Source organism: Pseudomonas sp. TWP3-1 (assembly GCF_049896625.1).
In the GTDB taxonomy this organism is placed as follows: domain Bacteria; phylum Pseudomonadota; class Gammaproteobacteria; order Pseudomonadales; family Pseudomonadaceae; genus Aquipseudomonas.
Genome location: NZ_JAFCUQ010000002.1, coordinates 203,414 through 226,873, shown reverse-complemented (window position 1 = coordinate 226,873; position 23,460 = coordinate 203,414). Strand labels below are relative to the sequence as shown.

21 protein-coding genes are annotated in these 23,460 nt (G+C 58.9%); 9 read left to right on the top strand and 12 right to left on the bottom strand.

From position 1 onward, the window contains the following. Positions 1–91: 91 nt before the first annotated feature. From hisA to ACP7BN_RS04180, 3 genes are all read left to right on the top strand, one after another. Positions 92–829 carry a 1-(5-phosphoribosyl)-5-[(5-phosphoribosylamino)methylideneamino]imidazole-4-carboxamide isomerase gene (gene hisA / locus ACP7BN_RS04190; protein ID WP_115985282.1) on the top strand — a complete coding sequence of 246 codons (738 nt, stop codon included), beginning with the start codon at positions 92–94 and terminating at the stop codon, positions 827–829. Between the two features lie 9 nt (positions 830–838). Further along, positions 839–1,609 carry an imidazole glycerol phosphate synthase subunit HisF gene (gene hisF, locus ACP7BN_RS04185; protein ID WP_007972752.1) on the top strand — a complete coding sequence of 257 codons (771 nt, stop codon included), beginning with the start codon at positions 839–841 and terminating at the stop codon, positions 1,607–1,609. 77 nt (positions 1,610–1,686) lie between these two features. After that, positions 1,687–2,442 (top strand): substrate-binding periplasmic protein, encoded by a 756-nt coding sequence (locus ACP7BN_RS04180; protein ID WP_426201855.1) that lies wholly within the window; start codon positions 1,687–1,689, stop codon positions 2,440–2,442. Here ACP7BN_RS04180 and ACP7BN_RS04175 read toward each other — a convergent pair. The 5 genes from ACP7BN_RS04175 to gpmI form a co-directional block, all read right to left on the bottom strand. Then, positions 2,423–3,775: a Vps62-related protein gene (locus ACP7BN_RS04175; protein WP_426201853.1), complete on the bottom strand. Its 1,353-nt coding sequence runs from the start codon at positions 3,773–3,775 to the stop codon at positions 2,423–2,425. The genes ACP7BN_RS04180 and ACP7BN_RS04175 overlap by 20 nt on opposite strands. A gap of 111 nt (positions 3,776–3,886) precedes the next feature. Then, positions 3,887–4,663, bottom strand: a complete 777-nt coding sequence (locus ACP7BN_RS04170) for a divergent polysaccharide deacetylase family protein (RefSeq protein ID WP_426201851.1) — start codon at positions 4,661–4,663, stop codon at positions 3,887–3,889. Between the two features lie 2 nt (positions 4,664–4,665). Beyond that, entirely contained in the window at positions 4,666–5,985 is a 1,320-nt protein-coding gene (locus ACP7BN_RS04165; protein WP_420646832.1) for a S41 family peptidase, read from the bottom strand. Between the two features lie 31 nt (positions 5,986–6,016). Further along, the gene (locus ACP7BN_RS04160; protein WP_426201849.1) at positions 6,017–7,321 is read right to left on the bottom strand and encodes a murein hydrolase activator EnvC family protein; all 1,305 of its coding nucleotides are present in this window, start codon (positions 7,319–7,321) and stop codon (positions 6,017–6,019) included. Positions 7,322–7,620: 299 nt separating this feature from the next. Then, complete coding sequence (gene gpmI, locus ACP7BN_RS04155; RefSeq protein WP_426201847.1) at positions 7,621–9,150, bottom strand: 2,3-bisphosphoglycerate-independent phosphoglycerate mutase; 1,530 nt, start codon at positions 9,148–9,150, stop codon at positions 7,621–7,623. 154 nt (positions 9,151–9,304) lie between these two features. Between gpmI and ACP7BN_RS04150 the strand changes: the two genes are divergently transcribed. Genes ACP7BN_RS04150 through secB form a run of 3 tightly spaced genes read left to right on the top strand, consistent with a single transcriptional unit; the run spans position 9,305 to position 10,520 of the window. Beyond that, positions 9,305–9,718 carry a rhodanese-like domain-containing protein gene (locus tag ACP7BN_RS04150; protein ID WP_420646835.1) on the top strand — a complete coding sequence of 138 codons (414 nt, stop codon included), beginning with the start codon at positions 9,305–9,307 and terminating at the stop codon, positions 9,716–9,718. A gap of 1 nt (position 9,719) precedes the next feature. Further along, a complete protein-coding gene (gene grxC, locus ACP7BN_RS04145) occupies positions 9,720–9,974 on the top strand; it encodes a glutaredoxin 3 (RefSeq protein WP_420646836.1) in 255 nt (84 codons plus the stop codon). Between the two features lie 60 nt (positions 9,975–10,034). After that, positions 10,035–10,520 carry a protein-export chaperone SecB gene (gene secB, locus ACP7BN_RS04140; protein WP_420646837.1) on the top strand — a complete coding sequence of 162 codons (486 nt, stop codon included), beginning with the start codon at positions 10,035–10,037 and terminating at the stop codon, positions 10,518–10,520. Between the two features lie 97 nt (positions 10,521–10,617). Here the strand turns inward: secB and ACP7BN_RS04135 are convergent, their stop codons facing one another. After that, positions 10,618–11,073: a tRNA (cytidine(34)-2'-O)-methyltransferase gene (locus tag ACP7BN_RS04135; protein WP_426201844.1), complete on the bottom strand. Its 456-nt coding sequence runs from the start codon at positions 11,071–11,073 to the stop codon at positions 10,618–10,620. On the opposite strand from ACP7BN_RS04135, the gene ACP7BN_RS04130 reads away from it, so the two are divergent. Then, positions 11,072–11,512, top strand: coding sequence for a hypothetical protein (locus tag ACP7BN_RS04130; protein WP_420646839.1), 441 nt, complete (start codon positions 11,072–11,074; stop codon positions 11,510–11,512). The two genes, ACP7BN_RS04135 and ACP7BN_RS04130, sit on opposite strands and share 2 nt — an antisense overlap. Before the next feature lie 437 nt (positions 11,513–11,949). Here the strand turns inward: ACP7BN_RS04130 and ntrC are convergent, their stop codons facing one another. The 6 genes from ntrC to glnA all read right to left on the bottom strand — a co-directional run bounded on the left by ntrC (position 11,950) and on the right by glnA (position 19,544). Then, positions 11,950–13,386: a nitrogen regulation protein NR(I) gene (gene ntrC, locus ACP7BN_RS04125; RefSeq protein ID WP_420651274.1), complete on the bottom strand. Its 1,437-nt coding sequence runs from the start codon at positions 13,384–13,386 to the stop codon at positions 11,950–11,952. Beyond that, positions 13,383–14,468 carry a nitrogen regulation protein NR(II) gene (glnL, locus tag ACP7BN_RS04120; protein WP_426201842.1) on the bottom strand — a complete coding sequence of 362 codons (1,086 nt, stop codon included), beginning with the start codon at positions 14,466–14,468 and terminating at the stop codon, positions 13,383–13,385. Before glnL ends, ntrC begins: the two co-directional genes overlap by 4 nt. Positions 14,469–14,698: 230 nt before the next feature. Further along, positions 14,699–15,325, bottom strand: coding sequence for a DUF4124 domain-containing protein (locus ACP7BN_RS04115; RefSeq protein WP_426201840.1), 627 nt, complete (start codon positions 15,323–15,325; stop codon positions 14,699–14,701). Next, complete coding sequence (locus ACP7BN_RS04110) at positions 15,322–15,834, bottom strand: DUF4124 domain-containing protein (RefSeq protein WP_426201838.1); 513 nt, start codon at positions 15,832–15,834, stop codon at positions 15,322–15,324. The genes ACP7BN_RS04115 and ACP7BN_RS04110 overlap by 4 nt, the downstream gene beginning before the upstream one ends. 109 nt (positions 15,835–15,943) lie before the next feature. After that, positions 15,944–18,007 (bottom strand): hypothetical protein, encoded by a 2,064-nt coding sequence (locus ACP7BN_RS04105; protein ID WP_426201836.1) that lies wholly within the window; start codon positions 18,005–18,007, stop codon positions 15,944–15,946. Positions 18,008–18,137: 130 nt separating this feature from the next. Further along, complete coding sequence (glnA, locus tag ACP7BN_RS04100; RefSeq protein WP_420646845.1) at positions 18,138–19,544, bottom strand: glutamate--ammonia ligase; 1,407 nt, start codon at positions 19,542–19,544, stop codon at positions 18,138–18,140. A gap of 327 nt (positions 19,545–19,871) precedes the next feature. Between glnA and thiI the strand changes: the two genes are divergently transcribed. Then, positions 19,872–21,326, top strand: a complete 1,455-nt coding sequence (gene thiI / locus ACP7BN_RS04095; RefSeq protein WP_426201834.1) for a tRNA uracil 4-sulfurtransferase ThiI — start codon at positions 19,872–19,874, stop codon at positions 21,324–21,326. 139 nt (positions 21,327–21,465) lie between these two features. Then, the gene (gene typA, locus ACP7BN_RS04090) at positions 21,466–23,286 is read left to right on the top strand and encodes a translational GTPase TypA (protein ID WP_420646847.1); all 1,821 of its coding nucleotides are present in this window, start codon (positions 21,466–21,468) and stop codon (positions 23,284–23,286) included. Positions 23,287–23,460 lie beyond the last annotated feature (174 nt).

Genomic DNA, 23,460 nt, shown 5'->3' with positions numbered 1-23,460 from the left:
AGCTTCAAGCTTCAAGCTGCAAGAAAGAACAGCCACGCATGCTTGCAGCTTGTCGCTTGCAGCTTGCAGCTCTTTTGACGAAGGAAAAAGCATGCTGATTATTCCCGCTATCGATCTCAAAGACGGTGCCTGCGTACGTCTGCGCCAGGGCCGCATGGAAGATTCCACAGTGTTCTCCGATGACCCGGTGAGCATGGCTGCCAAGTGGGTGGAGGGCGGTTGCCGTCGTCTGCATCTGGTCGATCTGAACGGCGCCTTCGAAGGTCAGCCGGTCAACGGTGAAGTGGTTACTGCCATCGCCAAGCGCTACCCGAACCTGCCGATCCAGATCGGTGGCGGCATCCGCTCGCTGGAAACCATCGAGCACTACGTCAAGGCTGGCGTGAGCTACGTGATCATCGGCACCAAAGCCGTGAAAGACCCGGCGTTCGTCGCTGAAGCCTGCCGCGCATTCCCGGGCAAGATCATCGTCGGCCTCGACGCCAAAGACGGTTTTGTCGCCACCGACGGCTGGGCTGAAATCAGCACCGTGCAGGTTATCGACCTGGCGAAGCAGTTCGAAGCCGACGGCGTGTCGTCGATCGTTTATACCGACATCGCCAAAGACGGCATGATGCAGGGCTGCAACGTACCGTTCACCGCTGCGTTGGCTGCTGCAACGAAGATTCCGGTAATCGCCTCCGGTGGTATCCACAATCTGGGAGACATCAAGTCGCTGCTCGACGCGCGTGCGCCAGGCATCATCGGCGCAATTACCGGCCGGGCGATCTACGAAGGCACCCTCGACGTCGCTGAAGCGCAAGCTTTCTGCGATTCATACCAAGGCTGAGGACTGACCATGGCGCTGGCCAAACGCATCATCCCTTGCCTGGACGTGGACAACGGCCGGGTCGTCAAGGGTGTGAAGTTCGAGAACATCCGCGATGCCGGTGACCCGGTGGAAATCGCCCGTCGCTATGACGAGCAAGGTGCCGACGAGATTACTTTTCTCGACATCACCGCCAGCGTCGATGGCCGCGATACCACGCTGCATACCGTCGAACGCATGGCCAGTCAGGTGTTCATTCCGCTGACTGTCGGCGGCGGCGTACGCACCGTGCAGGATATCCGCAACCTGCTGAATGCCGGCGCGGACAAGGTTTCGATCAACACCGCCGCCGTATTCAACCCGGAATTCGTCGGCGAAGCGGCGCAGCATTTCGGCTCGCAATGCATCGTCGTCGCCATCGACGCGAAGAAGGTCTCCGGCCCGGGCGAAACCCCGCGCTGGGAAATCTTCACCCACGGCGGGCGCAAGCCGACCGGGCTCGACGCGGTCGAGTGGGCAAAAAAAATGGAAGGCCTCGGTGCCGGTGAGATCCTGCTGACCAGCATGGATCAGGACGGCATGAAAAACGGCTTCGATCTTGGCGTGACTCGCGCGATCAGTGATGCGCTGGGCATCCCGGTGATCGCCTCCGGCGGCGTCGGCAACTTGCAGCACCTGGCCGACGGCATCATTGAAGGCCACGCCAGCGCAGTGCTGGCGGCAAGTATCTTCCACTTCGGCGAATACACCGTGCAGGAAGCCAAGGCGTACATGGCGCATCGCGGCATCGTAATGCGCTAAACATTCCGTACAGGCCAGTGGACAGCATGGCGTACCCAAGGCACTCTTGGGCACGCCATGGATTTCGGTAGCCCGACATGATCAAACGCCTGCTTCTCGCCCTCGCCAGTGCTTCTGTGTTGTTGCTCAACACGGCCCATGCCGGGGACAGTCCCGACACCGATCTGGTGCTCCTCACCGAAAACTTCCCGCCATACAACATGGCGAAGAACGGCAAGAATTTCGCTCAGGACGAGAACATCAATGGCATCGCCACGGACATCGTCCGCGAGATGTTCAAGCGCGCCGAACTCACTTACAGCCTGACCCTGCGATTCCCATGGGAGCGTGTCTACAAACTCGCCCTGGAAAATCCCGGCTACGGCGCATTCGTCATGGCACGGCTGCCGGATCGCGAAAAGCTCTTCAAATGGGTTGGCCCGATCGGCCCGGATGACTGGATTCTGCTGGCCAAACCCGACAGCAAGATCACCCTCGAAACCCTCAATGATGCGCGCAAGTACAAGATCGGCGCGTACAAGGGTGATGCGATTGCCGAGACCCTGAGCAAGCAGGGTCTCAAGCCCGTCGTCGTTTTGCGCGATCAGGACAACGCGAAAAAACTCATCAATGGCCAGATTGACCTGTGGGCTACCGGCGACCCGGCCGGGCGCTATCTGGCGCGCCAGGACGGAGTCACCGGGCTGAAAACCGTGCTGCGCTTCAACAGCGCCGAACTCTATCTGGCGCTGAATAAAGACGTGCCGGACGAGGTGGTCGCCAAGCTACAGGCTGCGCTTGATCAACTGCGCAAGGAAGGCGTGGTCGACGACATCATGGCGCGGTATTTGTAATATCCGGCACCTCCGGCAGTTCGGGCAACTGAGGCAGCTCTGCCACAGGCGTCGGCGTCGGCGCCGCCAGGCCCTCAGTCGCGTCTTCAGGTGGATATTGCAGCCAGCACAGGCTCTCGCTATCGGAGTACATGAAGTTGATAGCTGTTTCTGTACGGTTTTCCCGCCACAAGTCGTAGTTACTTTGCAGTTGATACAGCGCCATCATCGTGTTTTTTGCGACGTTGGCGGCAACTGCCCCGATGTCCGGAGTTGTCCATCCACTGATTGAAGTTTGGGTGTGGGTGAATTCTTCGCTCAATTTGGCCGAGAATTTTATCGGTCGTTCAACGTCCGACCCCGGGAGTGGCCATGCACTCGGGATCTGCACAGCGCTGATGCGCGTGAACAGCCGCATGTCCCGGCGGCTCTTCACTCGGCGCAAGGTCCATGTGACCAGGCCGTTTTTGTCCCCCTGGTTATGGCTCGAGCCGATGAGCACATAACGATCCGTCCTTTGCAGATAGTAATACGGCGATTCTCGCAGGCGTTGTGCGGGCGGCTGACCGTGGTCTTCGACCGCGAACCAGGGCAGTTTGGCTACTTGAGTCGGCTGCGTCGGTTCATGCGCTTCGGGCGCTGCAAAGCCAGACAGTATCGGAAGTTCCGGCCCCGGATTGATCTCTACCGGGATCTGCATTCGCAGTGAATACACTTCGACATCGGTGACTGGTCGGTCGTGGTTATTGGAGCTGACGAAAGTTCCTGGCGCGAAGTTGATCTCGCCTGCCTCCGCAAGCGGAGGATCTACGCTCCAGACGCTGAAACCCTGATTAGCGCGACTGCCTTGGTCATCCCAGATCAAAGCGCCAACGCTGGCCGCGGTTACGAGGTCTTCACGCACGCAGCGGACTGCATTCAATGAAGGCTTTTCGTCGTTGATGGAGCTCACCAGACCCAGTGCTACATAACCTTCCTGAGCCAGTGGTAGCCACAACGTACCACCGGCGGGATTCGAGCCTGTATCGCTCCAGACCTGCTCAAAGTCATCGGGCGGGCTGAGTGCTTTGCGCCGCTGTGCATCGGCGCTCGCCGCCGGTCCCTCGCAGACAACCGCCACGATCCTGCCGCCATTGATATTGCCGTCGCCGGAGATGGCGACGTCGCCAAGCGGGAAGTACCCCGGCAGCAAGTCAGGGGCGGGGGTCGGGCGCCAGAAGGCACAGGGTTTTGCAGTGGAACTGTTGCAGGTCCAGACCCGCTGGAACTCGGTCGTGAAGTTGATCAGCAGGTTATCAACCGTGATCGACTGCATTGGCCTGTCGGCCGTTGTTTGCGTGTTCTCATTGTTCATGGTCATTCCTGATAGTGAAAGCGACTCACGGTCGCGACCTGTTGCAGGTCTCAATATCTGGAATTACCTGGGGCGTGGGGCGGTAACTATTTATAGGCGTGTGTCGGTTTGTTACCGATAGGTTCCGTCTTTGCCATGCGCAGCCGTGGCGCGATTGCTGCGCACGCTGATCATCTGTTTGATGTCGATCCACTCGATGCCTTGCGCCTTGAGCTTGGGCAACTCGCGCTCAAGCACGGCGAGTGTCTGTGGATAGGGATGACCGATCATCACTGCCGAACCCTGCTTGCGAGCGAGGCTGATCGCAGTCTGCAACTGCGTGAAAATCGCTGCTTCGGTGCGTTCGTCATCGAGAAACACGTCGCGCGAAACACTCGCCAGATCGATCTTCTGCGCCTGCTGCGCTGCAACGGTCTGAGCGCTGGTACGACTGTCGACAAAGAATTTGTGCCGCCGCTGCAACTCAGCCATCAACCAGGCCATGGCCACCGGCTGCGCAGTCATGCGACTGCCCATATGGTTGTTGATGCCAGCGGTGTACGGGACCATTTTGAATGCGGCGTCGAGGCGTTTTTGCAGTTCTTCGATAGGCAATTCAGGGTGCCAGGCGAACGGGCCGGTGGCCGGATCCATGGGCATGTGCAGAATCACGATCTTGCCGGCGCGATGGGCCTCGCGGGCAAACTCAGTGGCGTGCGGGGTGTCAGGCATGATCGCCGCCGTCACCGGGCCGGGCAGGGCGAGGACACGACGATCGCGGGGCAGGCTTTGCCCCAGATCATCGATGATCAGGCTCAGGTAGACCTTGTGAGGCTTGGAGCCGACAGGTTCTGCGTGAGCAAAACCTGTCAGCAGGCACAACAGGGCGAGCGTGAAGCGCAGACCCATCCTCAACGGCCGGAGGTGATGCTCAGGCCTTTGAGCAGGCTCAGGGCCTGGGCCAACTGGTAATCGTCATCCTGCGGCATGGCTTTCGGCTTGGCGCCGGAACCGGTCGGTTTGTCCGCGCCGCCGTTGCCATTGCCGAGGTGACCTTGCAGATCGGCTTCCTTGAAGTATTCGCCGTCCTGCTCGCTGGTGATCTTGGCCTTGCGCACTTCGATGTCTGGCACGATGCCCTGGGCCTGAATCGAGCGGCCGTTCGGCGTGAAGTACAACGCGGTGGTGATCTTCAGCGCGCGGTCGTTGTTCAGCGGCAGCACGGTTTGTACCGAGCCTTTGCCGAAACTGGTGGTACCCATCACTACGGCGCGTTTCTGATCCTGCAAGGCACCGGCGACGATTTCCGAGGCCGAGGCGCTGCCACCGTTGATCAGCACAACCATTGGCACCGCTTCGCTTTCGTCTTTGCCGGTGGCGGAGAAGCGCAGTTCGGAGTTGGCGATCCGGCCCTTGGTGTAGACGATCAGGCCTTTGGTGATGAAGTGGTCGACCACTTCCACCGCCGCTTGCAGCACGCCGCCCGGGTTGTTGCGCAGGTCGAGGATCACGCCTTTGAGCTTCTTGCCGTTGTCCTTGCGCAGCTTGGCCAAGGCCTTGGAGACCTCTTCGCCAGTCTTGACCTGGAACTGGGTGATGCGGATCAGGCCGTAGCCCGACTCCAGGAGTTGCGCCTTGACGCTCTTCACCTGAATCACTGCGCGGGCCAGGGTCACGTCGAACGGCGTGCCGCCATCGCGCACCAGAGTCAGGGTGATTTTCTGGCCGATCTTGCCGCGCATCTTGTCCACGGCTTCGGTCATGGTCTGGCCGCGAGTCGGCGCGCCATTGATCTTGACGATGAAGTCACCGGCCTGAATACCGGCCTTCGACGCCGGGGTGTCGTCGATTGGCGACACGACTTTGATAAAGCCGTCTTCAGCGCCGACTTCGATGCCCAGACCGCCGAATTCGCCGCTGGTGCTTTCCTGCAATTCAGCGAAGTCTTCCGGGCCGAGGTAGGCCGAATGCGGATCGAGGTTGCTGAGCATGCCCTTGATGGCGTTTTCCAGCAGGGTCTTGTCGTCTACCGGCTCGACATAGGCTGCCTTGATCCGGTCCATGACCTCGGCAAAGGTGCGCAACTCTTCCAGCGGCAATGGCGCCTTGGAGGTCGCGGCCGTGCCTGCCGGAGCGACGGCCGGAGCCGGTTGAGCGGCAAACGCCAGAGGCGCGCCGATCACCAGAGCGATCGTCAGGGCCAGCGAGGTAAGGCGGGACAAATGCAGCATGTCGAACGAACTCCTGAATTAGATGGTGCGCTTATCCTTGCGCACGACACCATTGCGCCGGATCACTCGGGTGACCCTGCTGACGAATTGCGAAATACAGTGCTGGTGTGTCCTGTCCGCCGCTGTTGCCGACAGTGGAGATGGACTCACCGGCTTTTACTACGTCACCGGCCGACTTGAGCAGCGTCTGGTTGTGACCATAAAGACTTAGAAACCCGTTGCCGTGGTCGAGGATCACCAGCAAGCCGGCGCCACGCAGCCAATCGGCAAACACCACGCGCCCGCCGTGTACGGCATGCACCTGGCTGCCGGCGGAGGCGCTGATCATCACGCCGTCCCATTTGGTGCGCACATCGTCGCCACGGGTTTCGCCGAAGCGTGCCAGCAGTCGACCATCAACTGGCCAGGGAAGTTTTCCCCGAGTTGCCGAAAATGCGCCACCGAAGGTCTCCCCGCTGCTGGAAACCAGTGCGCCGGGTGTTGGTCTGGCGGGTTTGCGTGGGGCGTCGCTGGTGTCGGATTTCGCGTCCGCCTCAGCCTGGGCCTCACGTAAACGCTTTTTTTCGGCTTCCTGCTGGGCAATGAGCGCTTTCTGCCGCGCTTCTTCTGCCTCACGAGCCTGGCGAGCCAGGGTTTCCTCAATGGTTTTAAGGACTTTAGACAGGTCTGCCTGATCCTGCTCGCGGGCGGCGAGTTTCTGATCGCGGGCCTTCACGTCGTCGTTGAGCTTGGCCAACACTTGCTGGCGCTCTTTGCGCACCTTGTCGAGTGCGTCGCGCTGGGTGTCGAGGTCGCTTTTCTGTGACAGCAACTGCGCTTGCTGCGCGCCGATGTCTTTTTCGACATTAGCCAGTTGGCGCAGGGTTTCATTGAAGTTTTTCAACTGCTCCAGGCGGGCCTGGCTCAGGTAGTCGTAATAGGTCAGGGTGCGGGCGAATTTCTCGGGGTTCTGCTGGTTGAGCAGCAGCTTGAGGTATTCCTGCCGGCCGTTCTGATAGGCCGCACGGGCCTGGATGGCGATCAGTCGTTGCTGTTCAGTGCGCGCGCTCTGGAGTTTTTTTTTCTCCGCATCGAGTCGCTGCAGCTCGGATTCGCTTTTCTTCAGCTCTTTTTGCAGGGCATCGACCTGTTTCTCGAGCTTGCCCATCTCGGTTTCGGTGCCCTTGAGGTCTTTCTGCACCCCGGATTTTTCTTCCTGGAGCTTGCCCAGCAGTTTTTTCAGCTCGGCGATGTCCTGACGCGTGGCGTCCAACTGTTGTTGGGTTTGCGCGCGCTCGTCAGCGAAGGCCGGTTGGAGCAGGCATGTCAGAGCAAGGGCGATCAGGAGGCGAAGCATAGAGGCGGGCGGCACCAGGGTAAGAGACGGCCTAGTATGCCCGCCCCACGCGGCAAAAAAAACGCCCAATTGGGGCTGTGTGATAACTGGGCTGAAAAACGCCAAAAACCTTTGTAGAAGCGAACTGTGGCGAGGGGATTTATCCCCGTTGGGTGGCGAAGCCGCCCCAAAATCTGCTGTCACGGTGCGTTTTGCATACCGCATGCGAAGATTTCACGACTGCTACGCAGCCGAACGGGGATAAATCCCCTCGCCACAATTCAGCTCCCACAGGGTTTTGCGGTGTTTGATCCGGCGAATTACACCAGAATCGAAGTCCCGGTCATTTCAGTCGGCTTTTCCATGCCCAGCAGCTTGAGCATGGTTGGTGCCACGTCCGCCAGCACGCCGCCTTCACGTACTTTCAAGTCACGCTTGCCGACATAGATGAACGGCACCGGCTCGGTGGTGTGCGCGGTGTGCGCTTGACCGGTGGACTCATCGGCCATTTGCTCGACATTGCCGTGGTCGGCGGTGATCAGTGCTTCGCCGCCAACCTTTTCCAGCGCCTCGACGATACGGCCAACGCACAGATCCAGGCATTCAACAGCCTTCACCGCAGCGTCAAACACGCCGCTGTGGCCGACCATGTCGCCGTTGGCGTAGTTGACCACGATCACGTCGTAACGCTGGTTTTCGATGGCATCGACGATGCGGTCGGTAACTTCCGGCGCGCTCATTTCCGGCTGCAAGTCATAAGTAGCGACTTTTGGCGACGGGATCAGAATGCGTTCTTCGCCCGGGAACGGTTCTTCACGGCCACCGGAGAAGAAGAAGGTCACGTGGGCATATTTTTCGGTTTCGGCGATGCGCAGCTGGGTTTTGCCGTTTTTCGCCAGATAGTCGCCGAGCACGTTTTCCAGGCTGCCGGCGGCGAAGGCCGAAGGCGCAGGAATGCTGGCGGCGTATTGGGTGAGCATGACGAAACCGGCCAGTTTTGGCTGGCGCGCGCGTTCGAACTCGTTGAAATCGTCTTCGACGAATACGCGAGTCAGCTCGCGGGCACGGTCGGCGCGGAAGTTCATGAACACCACGGCGTCGCCGTCTTCGACCTTGACCGGCTCACCGATGCTGGTGGCTTTGACGAACTCGTCGCTCTCGCCACGCGCATAGGCGGCTTCCAGGCCTTCCTGAGCGGTGGCGGCGTTGAATTCGCCGTTGCCATCGACGATCAGGTTGTAGGCCTGGGATACGCGATCCCAGCGGTTATCGCGATCCATGGCGAAATAACGCCCGACGATGCTGGCGATGCGACCCTTGCCGAGTGCCTGGAAGGTCGCGTCGAGCAGTTCGATCGACGACTGTGCGCTTTTCGGCGGGGTGTCGCGACCGTCGAGGAAGGCGTGCAGGTAGATTTTTTCAGCGCCGCGCTTGAACGCCAGCTCAGCCATGGCGACCAGATGATCCTGGTGGCTGTGCACGCCGCCATCGGACAGCAGGCCCATGAAGTGCACGGCTTTGCCGGCGGCCACGGCTTTATCCACAGCGGCGCAGATGGTCGGGTTCTCGAAGAACTCGCCGTCGCGGATCGATTTGGTCACGCGAGTGAAGTCCTGATACACCACGCGCCCGGCGCCAAGGTTCATGTGGCCGACTTCCGAGTTGCCCATCTGGCCGTCCGGCAGGCCGACGTCCATGCCACTGCCCGAAATCAGGCCGTTCGGCTGATTGGCTGTCAGGCGATCCAGCACAGGCTTGTTCGCGGCAAATACGGCGTTGGATTCAGGGCTGTCGCTGTGACCGAAGCCGTCGAGGATGATCAGGACCAAAGGTTTAGGCGTGGTAGTCATGGAATCCACTCGTGGCTGAGTTAATAAGAGGGCGATGGAAAAGGGAGTTGGAGTTTAAAGCGAAGTTCCGACCGCGTCACCGCCGGACGGGGTTTGGCCGACCATAGTGGCTGTGTATACTGGCCGACATTTTAACGCCCTGGAACCTCCTTCGATGGTTGCTCACCTGATTGAATTTGCCACTAACCACTACATTCTTGTCGGTATCTTCGTCGTACTGCTGGCACTGCTGCTGGCGCACACGATGCAGGGCGGCGGTAAAAGCCTGAGCACCGGCGAACTGACCGCACTGGTCAACAAGGACGCAGGCATTGTGGTGGACATCCGTTCGAACAAGGATTTCGCCGCTGGCCACATCGTTGGCGCGATCAATATTCCTCAAGACAAACTGGCCGCGCGTGTCGCTGAGCTGGAAAAGCACAAGGCCAAGACCATCATTCTGGTCGACGCCCTGGGCCAGACCGCTGGCACTCACGCTCGCGAGCTGATGAAATCCGGCTTCACCGCCGGCAAGCTGTCCGGCGGGATCTCCAGCTGGAAAGGCGACAACCTGCCGCTGGTGAAGTGAAATGACTCAAGTCATCGTCTACTCCAGCGATTACTGCCCTTACTGTTCGCGAGCCAAGCATCTGCTCGTGAACAAAGGCGTGGCCTTCGAAGAGATCAAGGTCGATGGCAAGCCGCAGGTGCGTGCCGCCATGGCCCAGAAGGCCGGGCGCACGTCTGTGCCGCAGATCTGGATCGGCGACAAGCACGTTGGCGGCTGTGATGATTTGTTTGCCCTCGAGCGCGCCGGCAAGCTCGACGCGCTGCTCAAGGCTTGACCTGCATACTCGACCGCACACCAAGAACCCTAAAAGACCCAAGATCAGAAAGGATCTGAGATGACTGACCAACAGAACACTGCAGCCAGCGAAGAAGAAACCGCACCGCAATTCTCCTTGCAGCGCATCTACGTACGTGACTTGTCCTTCGAAGCCCCGAAAAGCCCGGCGATCTTCCGCCAGCAGTGGGACCCGCAGGTCGGTCTGGATCTGAACACCCGCCAAAAGCAACTGGAAGGCGATTTCTACGAAGTCGTGCTGACCCTGTCGGTGACCGTCAAGAACGGTGAAGAAGTGGCCTTCATTGCTGAAGTGCAGCAGGCCGGTATCTTCCTGATCAAGAACCTCGATGCGGCTTCGATGAGCCACACCCTGGGCGCGTTCTGCCCGAACATCCTGTTCCCGTATGCTCGCGAGACGCTGGACAGTCTGGTCACCCGTGGCTCGTTCCCGGCTCTGATGCTGGCCCCGGTGAACTTCGACGCCCTGTACGCGCAAGAACTGCAGCGTATGCAGGAAAGCGGCGAGACGCCAACCGTTCAATAAACGGCGCTGCTGAAAATCGCGGGCAAGCCCGCTCCCACAGGATTGTGCAAAACCTGTGGGAGCGGGCTTGCCCGCGATTGTTTGTGTCAGGCGAAAATTATTTGAAGTCGTTCTGCCGCCAAGCTTCGTACACCGCCACGGCGACGGTGTTCGACAGATTCAAGCTGCGGCAGCCTTCACGCATCGGCAGGCGCAGGCGCTGTTCGGACGGCAGGGCGTCGAGCACTTCCGGCGGCAAGCCACGGCTTTCCGGGCCGAAGATGAACGCATCGCCCGGCACGAACGCCGCATCATGAAACGGCCGCGAACCCTTGGTGGTGAACGCGAACAGCCGTGGATGGCCGAGGCTTTCCAGGCAACTGGCAAGGTCGGCGTGGCGCTGGAGAGTGGCATACTCGTGATAGTCGAGGCCGGCGCGACGCAGACGTTTGTCGTCCATGTCGAAGCCCAGCGGTTCGATCAAATGCAGGTGGCAGCCGCTGTTGGCGCACAGCCTGATAACGTTGCCGGTATTCGGCGGAATTTCTGGTTGAAAAAGGATGACGTGAAACATGCACGGCTCCGCAGGTAAAGATGACGCGCATTCTACGCCGCCAACGGATCGGCGTTCGAAACTATTCCCGCGCGTGATTGCTTCGCTGGCAATTGTCGGTGTGATGGTCGGGCTGATGATTGGTCGGTTGACCACGCCGGACCCGAGCGTCTTGCAGCAGGTCGAGGTGGTCGATGGTGGCTTGCTGGTGTGGTTCAACAACGAACCGAAGCTGCACGGCGAGATCGTCGACGGCAGCGTGGCGTTGTTGTTCGAAGCGGAGGGCAAGGCGCAGAAAGGCCAGCTCAAGCTCGACGGCAAGGACGTGAACTGGCGGACGCGATTGAGTGACAAGGGCTTGTTGCTGACGCTGGTGGCCGCGCGGCCGCTGCAAGGCGAGTGGGTCGGCAAACAGCTCGACGACCGCTGGCGGCTGGAGATTCGTCTGCGCGATAAATAAAAGAGGGAATCCCCGGCCTGCCTGTACCAAGGTTCCCAAAACGGGCGGGCTCATCGCAATGCGGGCTGAGCCGGTGTAAAGAAGGAACCCCTGACCTGCCTGTATCAAGGGCCCCAAAAGGGTGGACTCGATGAGTCCGATGTAAAGAGGGGAATCCCCGGCCTGCCTGTACCAAGGCCCCCGAAACGGGTGGTGAATCGAATCACCTGATTGAGGTATTGCAGGGGCCGTGCCAGGTTTTAATATGGCGAAACAAAATGGCTCGATAGAAATGCGAAAGCCCCGGGATTCGGGGCTTTCGTGTGTCTTACGTCGGTTTTTTTGCGGGTCAATTGCAGAAATAACAATGGGCTGCCGTGCGCAATTGCGGGTCAGAGCGCATTGCGATGGTGCACGCTGGCCCTTGCGACATCGCGAGCGAGACGGTTGAAGGTTGATTAACCCTCTTCGCCCTCATCATCATCCCCACCATCAACCTTCATCCCCAATTCCTTGATCTTGCGCGTCAGAGTATTGCGCCCCCAACCCAGCAACACCGCCGCATCCCGCCGACGCCCGGCTGTATGCTTCAGCGCCGTCTCGATCATGATCCGCTCAAACGCCGGCACCGCGCTGTCGAGCAGGCTCGATTGCCCGCGCGCCAAGGCCTGATCGGCCCACTGACGCAATGCTTGCTCCCAGTTGGTCACCGGTGCCGAATCCTGCGGCAGGTTCAGCAGTTCCGGCGGCAGGTCGCTGACGTGTACTTCGCGTCCCGACGCCATCACGGTGATCCAGCGGCAGGTGTTCTCCAACTGACGCACGTTGCCCGGCCAGGGCAGGTTTTTCAGGTATTCCTCGGTCTCGCTTTTCAGCAGCTTCGGCTCGACCGCGAGTTCTTGCGCGGCGCGGCTGAGGAAATGCCTGGCCAGGGTCGGTATGTCTTCGCGACGATCCGACAGGCGCGGGATGTGGATACGGATCACGTTGAGGCGATGGAACAAGTCCTCACGGAATTTCCCGGCGTGTACCAGGGTTTCCAGATTCTGGTGCGTCGCGGCGATGATGCGCACATCGACCTTGACCGGCACATGCCCGCCCACCCGATAAAACTCGCCATCGGCCAAAACCCGCAGCAAGCGCGTCTGGGTATCCGCCGGCATGTCGCCGATTTCATCGAGGAACAGCGTGCCGCCATCCGCCTGTTCAAAACGACCACGGCGCAAGTTGGCCGCACCGGTGAATGCGCCTTTCTCATGGCCGAACAGCTCGGATTCCATCAGATCTTTCGGAATCGCCGCCATGTTCAGCGCAATAAAAGGCGAGGCCGCGCGCGGGCTGTGGCGGTGCAGGGCGTGGGCTACCAGTTCTTTACCGGTGCCGGATTCGCCGTTGATCAGCACGGTGATGTTGGAGTGGCTCAAGCGGCCGATGGCGCGAAACACTTCCTGCATCGCCGGCGCTTCGCCGATGATTTCCGGGGTGCGGGTCAGGGCTGGCACCACTTCCAGGCCTTGCTGTTCTTGCGCGTGTTGATTGGCGCGCTTGACCAGCGATACCGCTTCATCAACGTCGAACGGTTTTGGCAGGTACTCGAACGCGCCGCCCTGATAGGAGGCGACCGCGCTGTCCAGATCGGAGTGAGCGGTCATGATGATGACCGGCAAACGTGGGTGTTGCTCGCGAATCCGCGCCAGCAGATCGAGGCCACTGGCACCCGGCATGCGGATATCGGAGATGATCACATCCGGTTGCTGACGCGCGAGACGGCTCATCACGCCATCGGCGCTGTCGAAGCTCTGGGTGGTCATGCCTTCTTGTTGCAGGGCTTTTTCCAGCACCCAACGGATTGAACGGTCGTCATCGACGATCCACACGGTTTCACTACGGCTCATGTCGATGTGGCTCCTTGTTCCAGTGGCAGAAAGATCGAGAAGGTGGTGTGGCCTGGGTGGCTGTCACACTCGATCAGGCCCTGGTGCTGGCTGATGATGTTCTGGGTAATGGCGAGGCCTAGCCCGGTACCGTCCGGACGGCCGCTGACCATCGGAAAAAAAATGGTTTCCTGCAGTTCCGGCGGAATGCCCGGACCGTTGTCGATGATTTCAATCTTGGTCACCAGGCGATGGCGGATGTGGCCAATGGTGAACTGGCGCATGGCCCGCGAACGCAGGCTGATGCGGCCCAGGCGCAGCTCGTTCTGGCTGCTGATCGCCTGCATCGCGTTACGCACGATGTTCAACACCGCCTGAATCATCTGCTCGCGGTCGATCAACACATCAGGAATGCTCGGATCGTAATCGCGCACCAAGGTGATGCAGCCCTGACTCTCGGCCTCGACCAGATGGCAAACGCGCTCCAATACTTCATGTACGTTGCACAGCGCCAGCGAGGGCAGCTTGTTCGAACCGAGCATGCGGTCGACCAGATTGCGCAGGCGGTCAGCCTCCTCGATGATCACGTTGGTGTAATCACGCAGGCTGTCCTCCGGTAGTTGCCGGGCCAGTAATTGCGCGGCGCCACGGATGCCGCCGAGTGGATTCTTGATTTCGTGGGCGAGGCCGCGCACCAGCATCTTGCTGGTTTCCTGCTTCGACAACTGCGCCTCTTCCTTGGTGATCCGCAGCAGGCGGTCACGCGGATGCACTTCGAGCAACAGCAGCGTCGCGCCGTTGCTGAGGATTGGCGTCACCGCGTAATCCACAGTCAGGGTCTGGCCGGTGAGGGCGGTGAGCATCGCTTCGCGTTTGGTGAACGGGTGCGCCTGTTCCACGGCCTGGCGGAGCGAGTTGAGCGCCTCTGTGGACTCAGTGAACAGCTCACTGATGAACTGGCCATGGCTGCGCTGGCCGCTGATGGCCAGCAGCATCTCCGCCGCCGGGTTCATGTACTCGAGGCGCAGTTCGGCATCGAGCAGGATGGTGGCGGTGGTCAGGTTGTCGAGCAGCAAACGGTGTAGTGCGTCGCTAATGGTCATCAGGACCTCTTTTGCAGCGGAGCGTGCGCAGGAAACAAGCGTCGGTAAACGGAAAATGCAAAAACCAAACCAAGGCTCCGAAAAGAAGCGCTCGACCACTGAAACGGGCGTTTGACGCTCGTTTGCGTGGCAGGTGGCCAGCTCCAACGGGTAGTTTCGAACCAAAATGGGCTGCAATGTGAGTACGGTGTAGCCTTGCGCACCAATATAGTGCGCAAAGCTGAACAGCGTTAGAAGAAACGCAGGAAGGGGTTTTTCGGTTCTGCGGGTTTGTCTTTCAGCGGGCATTCCGGGCGCATGCCGTAGTCGTCAGCGACGCAAGGTTTGACCTGACGTTTCTGTGTCAGCGAGATGCGCAGCATGTGGAACGGCTGATTGGCGGTTTTTTCGACCGTCCGCCCTTGGGCGTCGAGGATTTCCACCGACAGGTTGTGGCTGCCCCGGTCGATGTTGCTCAGTGGGAAAACCGGGCTGAGGCCGGGTCTGCCAATCGCCTGACCGTCGAGCAGCAAACGGTAGCGGTGCCCGGCTTGCAGGCCGGGTTCGCTGGTGACGCTGACGATCAACTCGCCGGCACTGCTGCGGATGGTTACATCAGGTTCCGGGATCAGCAGACGCAGCATGTCGTAACGGAACAGCGGTAATTCGGGCGTTTGTTTTGCGCTGGTGATCGGCAGGGCGCCGGTGGGGTTGGCCGACATGCGGTTGCTGGTTGGCAGCGGCACACGCTTGGCTTTGCCGTGGGTCGGCTGGTCGGTAAACACCCGGTTACCCTGCGCATCAATGTAGGTAAACACCTCGGCCGACGCTGACAGCGCGATCAGCCCCAACAGAACCCCAATTCCCCAGCGCTTCATGGCTTGTGCACTCTCTGCACGGTAAACACCGCTGCGGGGCTTTGCTGGATGATCGCTTCACCGTCGATCACCTGCACCGCCAGCCGATGCTCGCCACGGTCGACATTCACCAGTTGCAGGATCGGCACGTTGCTCGGTTGGCCGTACGGCTGATCATCCAGAAGCAGGCGCAATTGATGCGGCGGTTGCAGGCGCGGCTTGATCAGCACGGTGACGGTAAAGGTGCCGTTGTTGGCGCGCAGGGCTTCTTCGGTGGGCAAGCCTCCCAGTTCCAGAATCTCGTAGGTTTTGCGCGGCTGTTCGCGGTTATCCGTGACTGGCGGCGCCGGAGAGCTCGGCGACTGCGGCTCGACGCGATTGAGCGGCGGCAACTCCACCGGCTGCGCCTGCACGCCGTCCGGTGCATGATCGCTGTACACCGTGTTGCCGCTGGCGTCGGTGTATTTGTAGATCTGCGCTGCGGCGGGCAGAGCGATCAGCAGCGACAGGAATAGAAAACCACGACCCATGGAATCGACCGGTGAACGATGAGAGTGGGTGCAGCATAGGCCAGCGAGCGACGGTTGACTCGGTCGGTTCAACATCCGATCACATAAACCGGTCGGTTTTGAGCAGCCTTTAACTGCTGAAATTGAGCATACGTTTCTGCTTTCCGACCGGTATCACGGGTTTCGGACAGCCCTCAGGACTAGGGTAGGTTTGCTGGCCGGTTTCGTTGTAAAGCACAGTGCACCCGACCGGACCTTTGTCGTAAAACGCACGGCTTTTGACCACGCCGTTACGGTGATAGCACAGTTGCTCGCCAGTCAGGTAGCCCGCGTGCTCATAGGTTTTGACTTGTCGCTGATTAATGTTCAGCAGACTGAATCCCACTCGATTTTTTCGGCATTCGACCTGCCCGTTGTCGTAATAGTTGATGTCGCTGATCTGGTCGTTGTCGCCAATGATTGTCTCGCTGGTCTTGCGCCCGGTTTCATAGTCGTAGTCGGTTGAGGCTTGCCGATCGCCGTAGAGATAGTCCGTCTCCGACGACAGTTTTCCATGGGTGAAATGTCGAGTTATTCCACAGCGGTCGACCGTCGGGTGACCATCCTTGTCGAAACGGCACCAGTTCGACTCTTCGTACAGGACTTCCTGTTCGTCGTATTTTTTCATCAGGCCGACAAAGCGTCGCAGCTCGAAACGTCCGACTGCGGCGGGAGTGCCGTCGCGCAAGAAGGTCAGATACGGGCCTTCGCGCTCATCGTTGTGCCAGGAAATGTCATTGATCAGAGCGCTGCCGTCGTTGCTGTAATCCAGCGCGCGGCCTTCTTTTTTGCCGTTTTCGTAATTGCGCAAGTTCACAAGTTTGCCATCAGGGTTGTAGAACTCTTGGGTGCCCGACAATACATCGGCTTTGTGATGCTCAATCAGGACCAAGACCCCGTTGGTATCGGTTTCGCGCAGCTCACCTTCTTTCTTGCCCGCGACAAAGTTCACGTTCTGGTTGTGGCCTTTGTCGGTCTTGAGGGTCCATGGACCGTTTTTCAGGCCATTTTCGAAAGAGCCGGTGCCAGCTTCGGTCAGCCACGGGCCTGCGCGCTTGCCGTCGCGATAGTTGCCGCGCTCGGTGACAGTGCCGGTGATTTCTTCACTCGGGCCGTCGAGTACGCCGTGCAGGTAAGTCTGGAACCCGGTCACGGTGTTATCAGCGTCGCCGTCGTCGAGGATTGCCCAGCGTCCCTCTCGCACGTCATCAACATACTGTCCGGTGAAGGTTTTCGAATACTCGGTTTCGCTCCATTCACCCTGGCGTTTGCCCGCGACAAAGTTGCCGCTGCCCGAGTATTTATATTCTTTGGCAAAAGACCAGGCGCCCACGCGCAGGCCATTTTTGTAGGCGCCCCGGCCATCGATCTCTCCGTAGTTATATGAAACCGACTCGCCTTCCGGGCTGCCATTGAACATCGCGGGCGCGGTTTCCCAAGCCATGCGGCTGACCTGATAGTTGTACAGCGTACGGTTGCCGTCGTTGAGTGGTGATTCGATGCCGCGCCAGAACGTGACGGTGAGAAAGCGTCGGTCTTTTTCCTGATAGGTCTTTTTGAAGTAGTGCTGGTCAGCGCCGGGTGTGTTGATGTCGAGTGGCCTGGTTTGCTGATCGAAGTAGCCGACCAGCGTTCCTGCGCTGAGGTCGAGTTGGTCGAACTCGGCAATACCCGATGGAGCGTAGTGGAAGCGGTAGTTGGCTGGCGTGAGTTGGTTCAGGGCTTTCTTGACTGTCAGAGCGTCCAGCTGCTTCTTGCCGGCAGTGATGCGGTCGAGGCCTTTTTGCAAAGCCGTGACACGATGATAGAGATGATCATTAACGTCGAATTTGTAAGCGTAAATCCGGTACGCGGCTTTTTGCCGGAATAGAACGAAGCGAGTTGGTGCTTCACTGTCCAGTGCCAGCAGAAAAACCGATTCGATGGTCGCCGGGCCGAAGTCGTCGAGCAACTGCGGGCGTTCTCCCGGAGCTTCGCAAGCGCAGTAGTAGCCTTTCACACCGCCCGCTTCCTTGATGAACGCCAGCGTCGCCGAACTCTCCTGCAATCCCTGAATCAGCGGATGCGCCAGCGACTTGTTTTCATAAAACTCGGTGGCGCTGACAGTTGAGCAGCCAATGCCGAGCGTCAGGGCGAACAACCACAACCACTTCATACGAATCCTTTCGTCAAGGCGCCGGGCGGGGGCGCGAGAGCGGCGGATTATCCATGGATGCGCAGGCACAAAAAAGGCCTCCCGAAGGAGGCCTCTTTTTTGTCACGCCGCGTAGCGCGGCGCTACCTGATCAGCAGCTGTAGTACAGCTCATATTCCAGTGGGTGTACGAAGGTGCGGACCTTGATTTCTTCTTCGCTTTTCAGCGCGATGTAAGCATCGATGAAGTCGTCGGAGAACACGCCGCCCTTGGTCAGGAACGCACGGCCCTTGTCCAGCTCTTCCAGAGCTTCTTTCAGGCTGCCGCAAACTTGTGGGATCTCTTTCGCCTCTTCAGGCGGCAGGTCGTACAGGTTTTTGTCGGCAGCATCGCCTGGGTGGATTTTGTTCTGGATGCCGTCGAGGCCAGCCATCAGCAGCGCTGCGAAAGCCAGGTACGGGTTGGCAGCCGGATCCGGGAAACGTGCTTCGATACGACGGCCTTTAGGGCTGTTGACGTAAGGAATACGGATCGAGGCGGAACGGTTGCGCGCCGAGTAGGCAAGCATTACCGGAGCTTCGAAGCCTGGCACCAGACGCTTGTACGAGTTGGTAGCCGGGTTGGTGAAGCCGTTCAGCGCCTTACCGTGCTTGATGATGCCGCCGATGAAGTACAGAGCGGTTTCCGACAGGCCGGCATAGCCTTCGCCAGCGAAGGTGTTCTTGCCATCTTTGGAGATGGACATGTGCACGTGCATACCCGAACCGTTGTCGCCGTACAGCGGCTTCGGCATGAAGGTAGCGGTGCGGCCGTAAGCGTCGGCAACGTTGTGCACAACGTATTTCAGTGTCTGAACTTCGTCAGCTTTCTTCACCAAGGTGTTGAACTTGACACCGATTTCGTTCTGACCGGCAGTTGCCACCTCGTGGTGGTGAACTTCAACGACTTGACCCATCTCTTCCAGTGCGTTGCACATCGAGGTACGGATTTCGTGGTCGTGGTCGAACGGCGGAACCGGGAAGTAGCCGCCTTTCACGCCTGGACGGTGGCCGCGGTTGCCGCCTTCCACGTCCTGGTCGGACATCCACGAGCCTTGCTCGGAGAAGATTTTGAACATCGAACCGGAGATGTCGGACTTGAACTTCACTTCGTCGAAGATGAAGAACTCTGGCTCAGGACCGCAGAAAACGGTGTCACCGATACCGGTGGTCTTCAGGTATTCCTCGGCGCGGTGGGCGATGGCGCGCGGGTCGCGATCGTAACCTTGCATGGTCGAAGGTTCGATGATGTCGCAGACCAGGATCAGGGTCGGCTCTTCGGTGAACGGATCGAGAACGGCAGAATCGTCGTCCGGCAGCAGGATCATGTCGGAGGCTTCGATGCCTTTCCAGCCAGCGATGGAGGAACCGTCGAACATCTTGCCGACTTCGAAGAAGTCGTCTTCCAGCGCATCGCGAGCCGGCATGGTCACGTGGTGCTGAGTGCCTTTGGTGTCCGTGAAGCGCAGATCAATCCACTTGACGTCATGATCTTTGATGAGTTGAACCGACTTCGACATAGTGTCCTCCGGGTGAATTAGGGCGGGTAGTGGATGCCCTTAATAGTGGTGATGCCGGCGCGAATACTCTGCCAAGGCAACCTGCCTCACAAGGGAGCAAATTGCATGCCAGTGCCCCAGCATGGGTTTTTTGCCCCGTATTCACGCTTATAAAGGTGCAAAGCTTCGAAATATAGAAAAACCCGCCCTCTAATGTAGCGTCATTTACCGGAAATGACCTGTTTTGGTGCAGGCAAAACCTTCTGCACATTAACTGGTTAAACCTTGAGCAATTTCCGCTATAATCCGCGCCCCCCTTTTTCGGCTGGCCCTGCGCGCGCTGTTTTCATGAAATTAATCGTAAAAGTCTTCCCCGAGATCACCATCAAAAGCCGACCTGTCCGGACGAAATTCATCCGCCAGTTGGCCAAGAACATCCGCACCGTGCTCCGCGATCTGGACCCGGCCGTGGTGGTGAACGGTGTGTGGGACAATCTCGAGCTGGAAACGCGCATCAGCGACCCCAAGGCCCTGAAAGAGATGGGCGAGCGCCTGACGTGCATGCCGGGCATCGCGCACTTTTTGCAGATCGACGAGTACCCGCTGGGTGACTTCGACGACATCACCGAGAAGTGCAAACAGCACTACGGCGATGCGCTGGCCGGGAAGATTTTTTCGGTGCGCTGCAAACGTGCGGGCAAGCACACTTTCAGCTCGATGGATGTCGAAAAATACGTCGGCAGCAAGCTGCGCCGTGAGTGCGGTGCCGCTGGAATCGACCTGAAAGCGCCGCAAATCGAAGTCCGGATGGAAATTCGCGACAAACGGTTGTTTGTGATCCACAGCCAGCACAATGGTATCGGCGGCTACCCGCTCGGTGCGCTGGAACAGACGCTGGTGTTGATGTCCGGCGGCTTTGACTCGACGGTTGCCGCGTATCAGATCATGCGCCGCGGCCTGATGAGCCACTTCTGCTTCTTCAATCTGGGCGGTCGAGCCCACGAATTGGGGGTTATGGAAGTCGCGCATTTCATCTGGAAGAAGTACGGCAGCTCGCAACGCGTGTTATTTGTCAGTGTACCGTTCGAAGAAGTGCTGGGAGAAATTCTCGGCAAAGTCGATAACGGTCATATGGGCGTCGTTTTGAAGCGTATGATGTTGCGCGCGGCTTCCAGTATCGCCGACCGATTGCAGATCGGTGCGCTGGTGACCGGCGAGGCGATCTCTCAGGTTTCCAGTCAGACGCTGCCGAACCTGTCCGTGATCGACTGTGTGACCGACAAGCTTGTTCTGCGACCGCTGATCGTCGCGCACAAGCAGGACATCATCGACACGGCCAACGAAATCGGCACCGCCGATTTCGCCCGGCACATGCCGGAATATTGCGGCGTGATTTCGGTCAATCCGAAGACCGCAGCCAAGCGCAATCGGGTCGAGCACGAAGAGAAAGAATTCGACATGGCAGTCCTTGAGCGTGCGCTCGAGAACGCCAGACTGGTGCCGATCGATCGGGTGATCGACGAATTGGGCCAGGATTTGCAAATCGAAGAAGTCGGCGAAGCGCTGGCCGGTCAGATCGTCATCGACATCCGTCATCCGGATGCCGCTGAGGACGAGCCGCTGGAGCTTGCCGGCATTGAGGTACAGACGATGCCGTTCTATGCAGTGAACGCACGTTTCAAGGAACTGGACCCTACTCGCCAGTACCTGCTGTATTGCGACAAAGGCGTGATGAGTCGCCTGCATGCCCACCATTTGCTCAGTGAGGGGCATGCCAATGTGCGCGTTTATCGACCGAGCTAAGTGCCCGGGGCTGTTTGCCTGTGGCCTGCGTCACCGGCCCCCCGACACCGCCGTCAAGCTGTAACGGCCACGCCGGACACTACTGCTAATCGCTGCCAAGACTTGTCAGCAAACCGAATCCTCTGATCGAGATACACAAGTGATCGAAAATCTACGCAACATCGCCATCATTGCTCACGTTGACCATGGTAAAACCACCCTGGTAGACAAACTCTTGCGTCAATCCGGCACTCTGGAGCGCAACGAGCTCAACGACGAGCGCGTGATGGACTCTAACGACCAGGAAAAAGAGCGCGGTATTACCATTCTGGCGAAAAACACCGCCATCAACTGGAACGGCTACCACATCAACATCGTGGACACCCCGGGCCACGCCGACTTCGGCGGCGAAGTTGAGCGCGTGATGTCGATGGTTGACTCCGTGCTGCTGCTGGTCGACGCTCAAGACGGCCCTATGCCGCAAACCCGTTTCGTGACCAAAAAGGCTTTCGAAGCCGGCCTGCGTCCAATCGTGGTGATCAACAAGGTTGACCGTCCAGGCGCGCGTCCGGACTGGGTTCTGGATCAGATCTTCGACCTGTTCGACAACCTCGGTGCTACCGAAGAACAACTGGACTTCCAGGTTGTTTACGCCTCGGCCCTGAACGGCATTGCCGGTCTGGATCACACCGACATGGCTGAAGACATGACCCCGCTGTACCAAGCGGTTGTCGATCACGTTCCAGCGCCAAAAGTTGACCGTGAAGGTCCGTTCCAGATGCAAATCTCGGCACTGGACTACAACAGCTTCCTGGGTGTTATCGGCGTTGGCCGTATCGCTCGTGGTAGCGTCAAGCCGAACACCCCGGTTGTCGCAATCGGTGCTGATGGCAAGAAGCGTAACGGTCGTATCCTGAAGCTGATGGGTCACCACGGTCTGCACCGTATCGACGTTGAAGAAGCTTTCGCAGGCGACATCGTTTGCGTCAGCGGTATGGACTCGCTGTTCATCTCCGACACCCTGTGCCACCCGGACACTGTCGAGGCGATGAAGCCTCTGACCGTTGACGAGCCAACCGTTTCCATGACCTTCCAGGTAAACGACTCGCCATTCTGCGGTAAAGAAGGCAAGTTCGTGACGTCCCGTAACATCAAGGACCGTCTGGACAAAGAGCTGCTGTACAACGTTGCCCTGAAAGTTGAAGAAGGCGACACCGCTGACAAGTTCAAGGTTTCCGGCCGTGGTGAGCTGCACCTCTCGGTACTGATCGAAACCATGCGTCGCGAAGGCTTCGAGCTGGCCCTGGGCCGTCCGGAAGTGATCATTCGTGAAGTGAACGGCGTTAAACAAGAACCGTTCGAAAACGTGACCATCGACATCCCTGAAGAAGCGCAGGGCAAGGTCATGGAAGAGATGGGTCTGCGTAAAGGCGACCTGAGCAACATGGTCCCGGATGGTAAAGGCCGTGTGCGTCTGGAATACAACATCCCTGCTCGTGGTCTGATCGGTTTCCGTAACCAGTTCCTGACCCTGACCAACGGTGCTGGCATCCTGACCTCGATCTTCGATCGCTACGACACCGTCAAGTCGGGCCACATGTCCGGCCGTCAGAACGGCGTTCTGGTTTCGGTTGAAACCGGCAAGGCTCTGACCTACTCGCTGGAAACTCTGCAGGCGCGTGGCAAGCTGTTCGTTGAACACGGTCAAGAGATCTACACCGGTCAAATCGTCGGCCAGAACAGCCGCGACAACGACCTGGGTATCAACCCAACCAAAGGCAAGAAGCTCGACAACATGCGTGCTTCGGGTAAAGACGAAACCATCGCTCTGGTTCCACCAGTGAAGTTCACTCTGGAACAGGCTCTGGAATACATCCAGGAAGACGAGCTGTGCGAAGTTACGCCTAAGTCCATCCGTCTTCGCAAGAAGATCCTGGACGAAAGCGAGCGTACCCGCGCTGCCAAGAAAGCCAAGATCTGAGTAATTAGTTCAGGCTGAACGAAAACGCCCCCGGTCGAGAGACCGGGGGCGTTTTTGTTTGTCTGGGGGTTATGTATTGATTTCAGCGCCCCATCGCTGGCAAGCCAGCTCCCACAGGGTTTTGAGTCGGACATGGATTCTGTGTACGACAACAATCACTGTGGGAGCTGGCTT

What these genes read in the sequence shown, in the direction of transcription:
- ACP7BN_RS04130 (WP_420646839.1), top strand. Translation starts at nt 11,072, where the DNA reads ATGCACGGCTCCGCAGGTAAAGATGACGCGCATTCTACGCCGCCAACG.
- hisF (WP_007972752.1), top strand. Translation starts at nt 839, where the DNA reads ATGGCGCTGGCCAAACGCATCATCCCTTGCCTGGACGTGGACAACGGC.
- ACP7BN_RS04115 (WP_426201840.1), bottom strand. Translation starts at nt 15,325, where the DNA reads ATGAAGCGCTGGGGAATTGGGGTTCTGTTGGGGCTGATCGCGCTGTCA.
- glnA (WP_420646845.1), bottom strand. Translation starts at nt 19,544, where the DNA reads ATGTCGAAGTCGGTTCAACTCATCAAAGATCATGACGTCAAGTGGATT.
- grxC (WP_420646836.1), top strand. Translation starts at nt 9,720, where the DNA reads ATGACTCAAGTCATCGTCTACTCCAGCGATTACTGCCCTTACTGTTCG.
- ACP7BN_RS04175 (WP_426201853.1), bottom strand. Translation starts at nt 3,775, where the DNA reads ATGAACAATGAGAACACGCAAACAACGGCCGACAGGCCAATGCAGTCG.
- ACP7BN_RS04180 (WP_426201855.1), top strand. Translation starts at nt 1,687, where the DNA reads ATGATCAAACGCCTGCTTCTCGCCCTCGCCAGTGCTTCTGTGTTGTTG.
- ACP7BN_RS04105 (WP_426201836.1), bottom strand. Translation starts at nt 18,007, where the DNA reads ATGAAGTGGTTGTGGTTGTTCGCCCTGACGCTCGGCATTGGCTGCTCA.
- glnL (WP_426201842.1), bottom strand. Translation starts at nt 14,468, where the DNA reads ATGACCATTAGCGACGCACTACACCGTTTGCTGCTCGACAACCTGACC.
- ACP7BN_RS04110 (WP_426201838.1), bottom strand. Translation starts at nt 15,834, where the DNA reads ATGGGTCGTGGTTTTCTATTCCTGTCGCTGCTGATCGCTCTGCCCGCC.
- ACP7BN_RS04170 (WP_426201851.1), bottom strand. Translation starts at nt 4,663, where the DNA reads ATGGGTCTGCGCTTCACGCTCGCCCTGTTGTGCCTGCTGACAGGTTTT.
- ACP7BN_RS04165 (WP_420646832.1), bottom strand. Translation starts at nt 5,985, where the DNA reads ATGCTGCATTTGTCCCGCCTTACCTCGCTGGCCCTGACGATCGCTCTG.
- ACP7BN_RS04160 (WP_426201849.1), bottom strand. Translation starts at nt 7,321, where the DNA reads ATGCTTCGCCTCCTGATCGCCCTTGCTCTGACATGCCTGCTCCAACCG.
- ACP7BN_RS04135 (WP_426201844.1), bottom strand. Translation starts at nt 11,073, where the DNA reads ATGTTTCACGTCATCCTTTTTCAACCAGAAATTCCGCCGAATACCGGC.
- gpmI (WP_426201847.1), bottom strand. Translation starts at nt 9,150, where the DNA reads ATGACTACCACGCCTAAACCTTTGGTCCTGATCATCCTCGACGGCTTC.
- ACP7BN_RS04150 (WP_420646835.1), top strand. Translation starts at nt 9,305, where the DNA reads ATGGTTGCTCACCTGATTGAATTTGCCACTAACCACTACATTCTTGTC.
- hisA (WP_115985282.1), top strand. Translation starts at nt 92, where the DNA reads ATGCTGATTATTCCCGCTATCGATCTCAAAGACGGTGCCTGCGTACGT.
- ntrC (WP_420651274.1), bottom strand. Translation starts at nt 13,386, where the DNA reads ATGAGCCGTAGTGAAACCGTGTGGATCGTCGATGACGACCGTTCAATC.
- thiI (WP_426201834.1), top strand. Translation starts at nt 19,872, where the DNA reads ATGAAATTAATCGTAAAAGTCTTCCCCGAGATCACCATCAAAAGCCGA.
- secB (WP_420646837.1), top strand. Translation starts at nt 10,035, where the DNA reads ATGACTGACCAACAGAACACTGCAGCCAGCGAAGAAGAAACCGCACCG.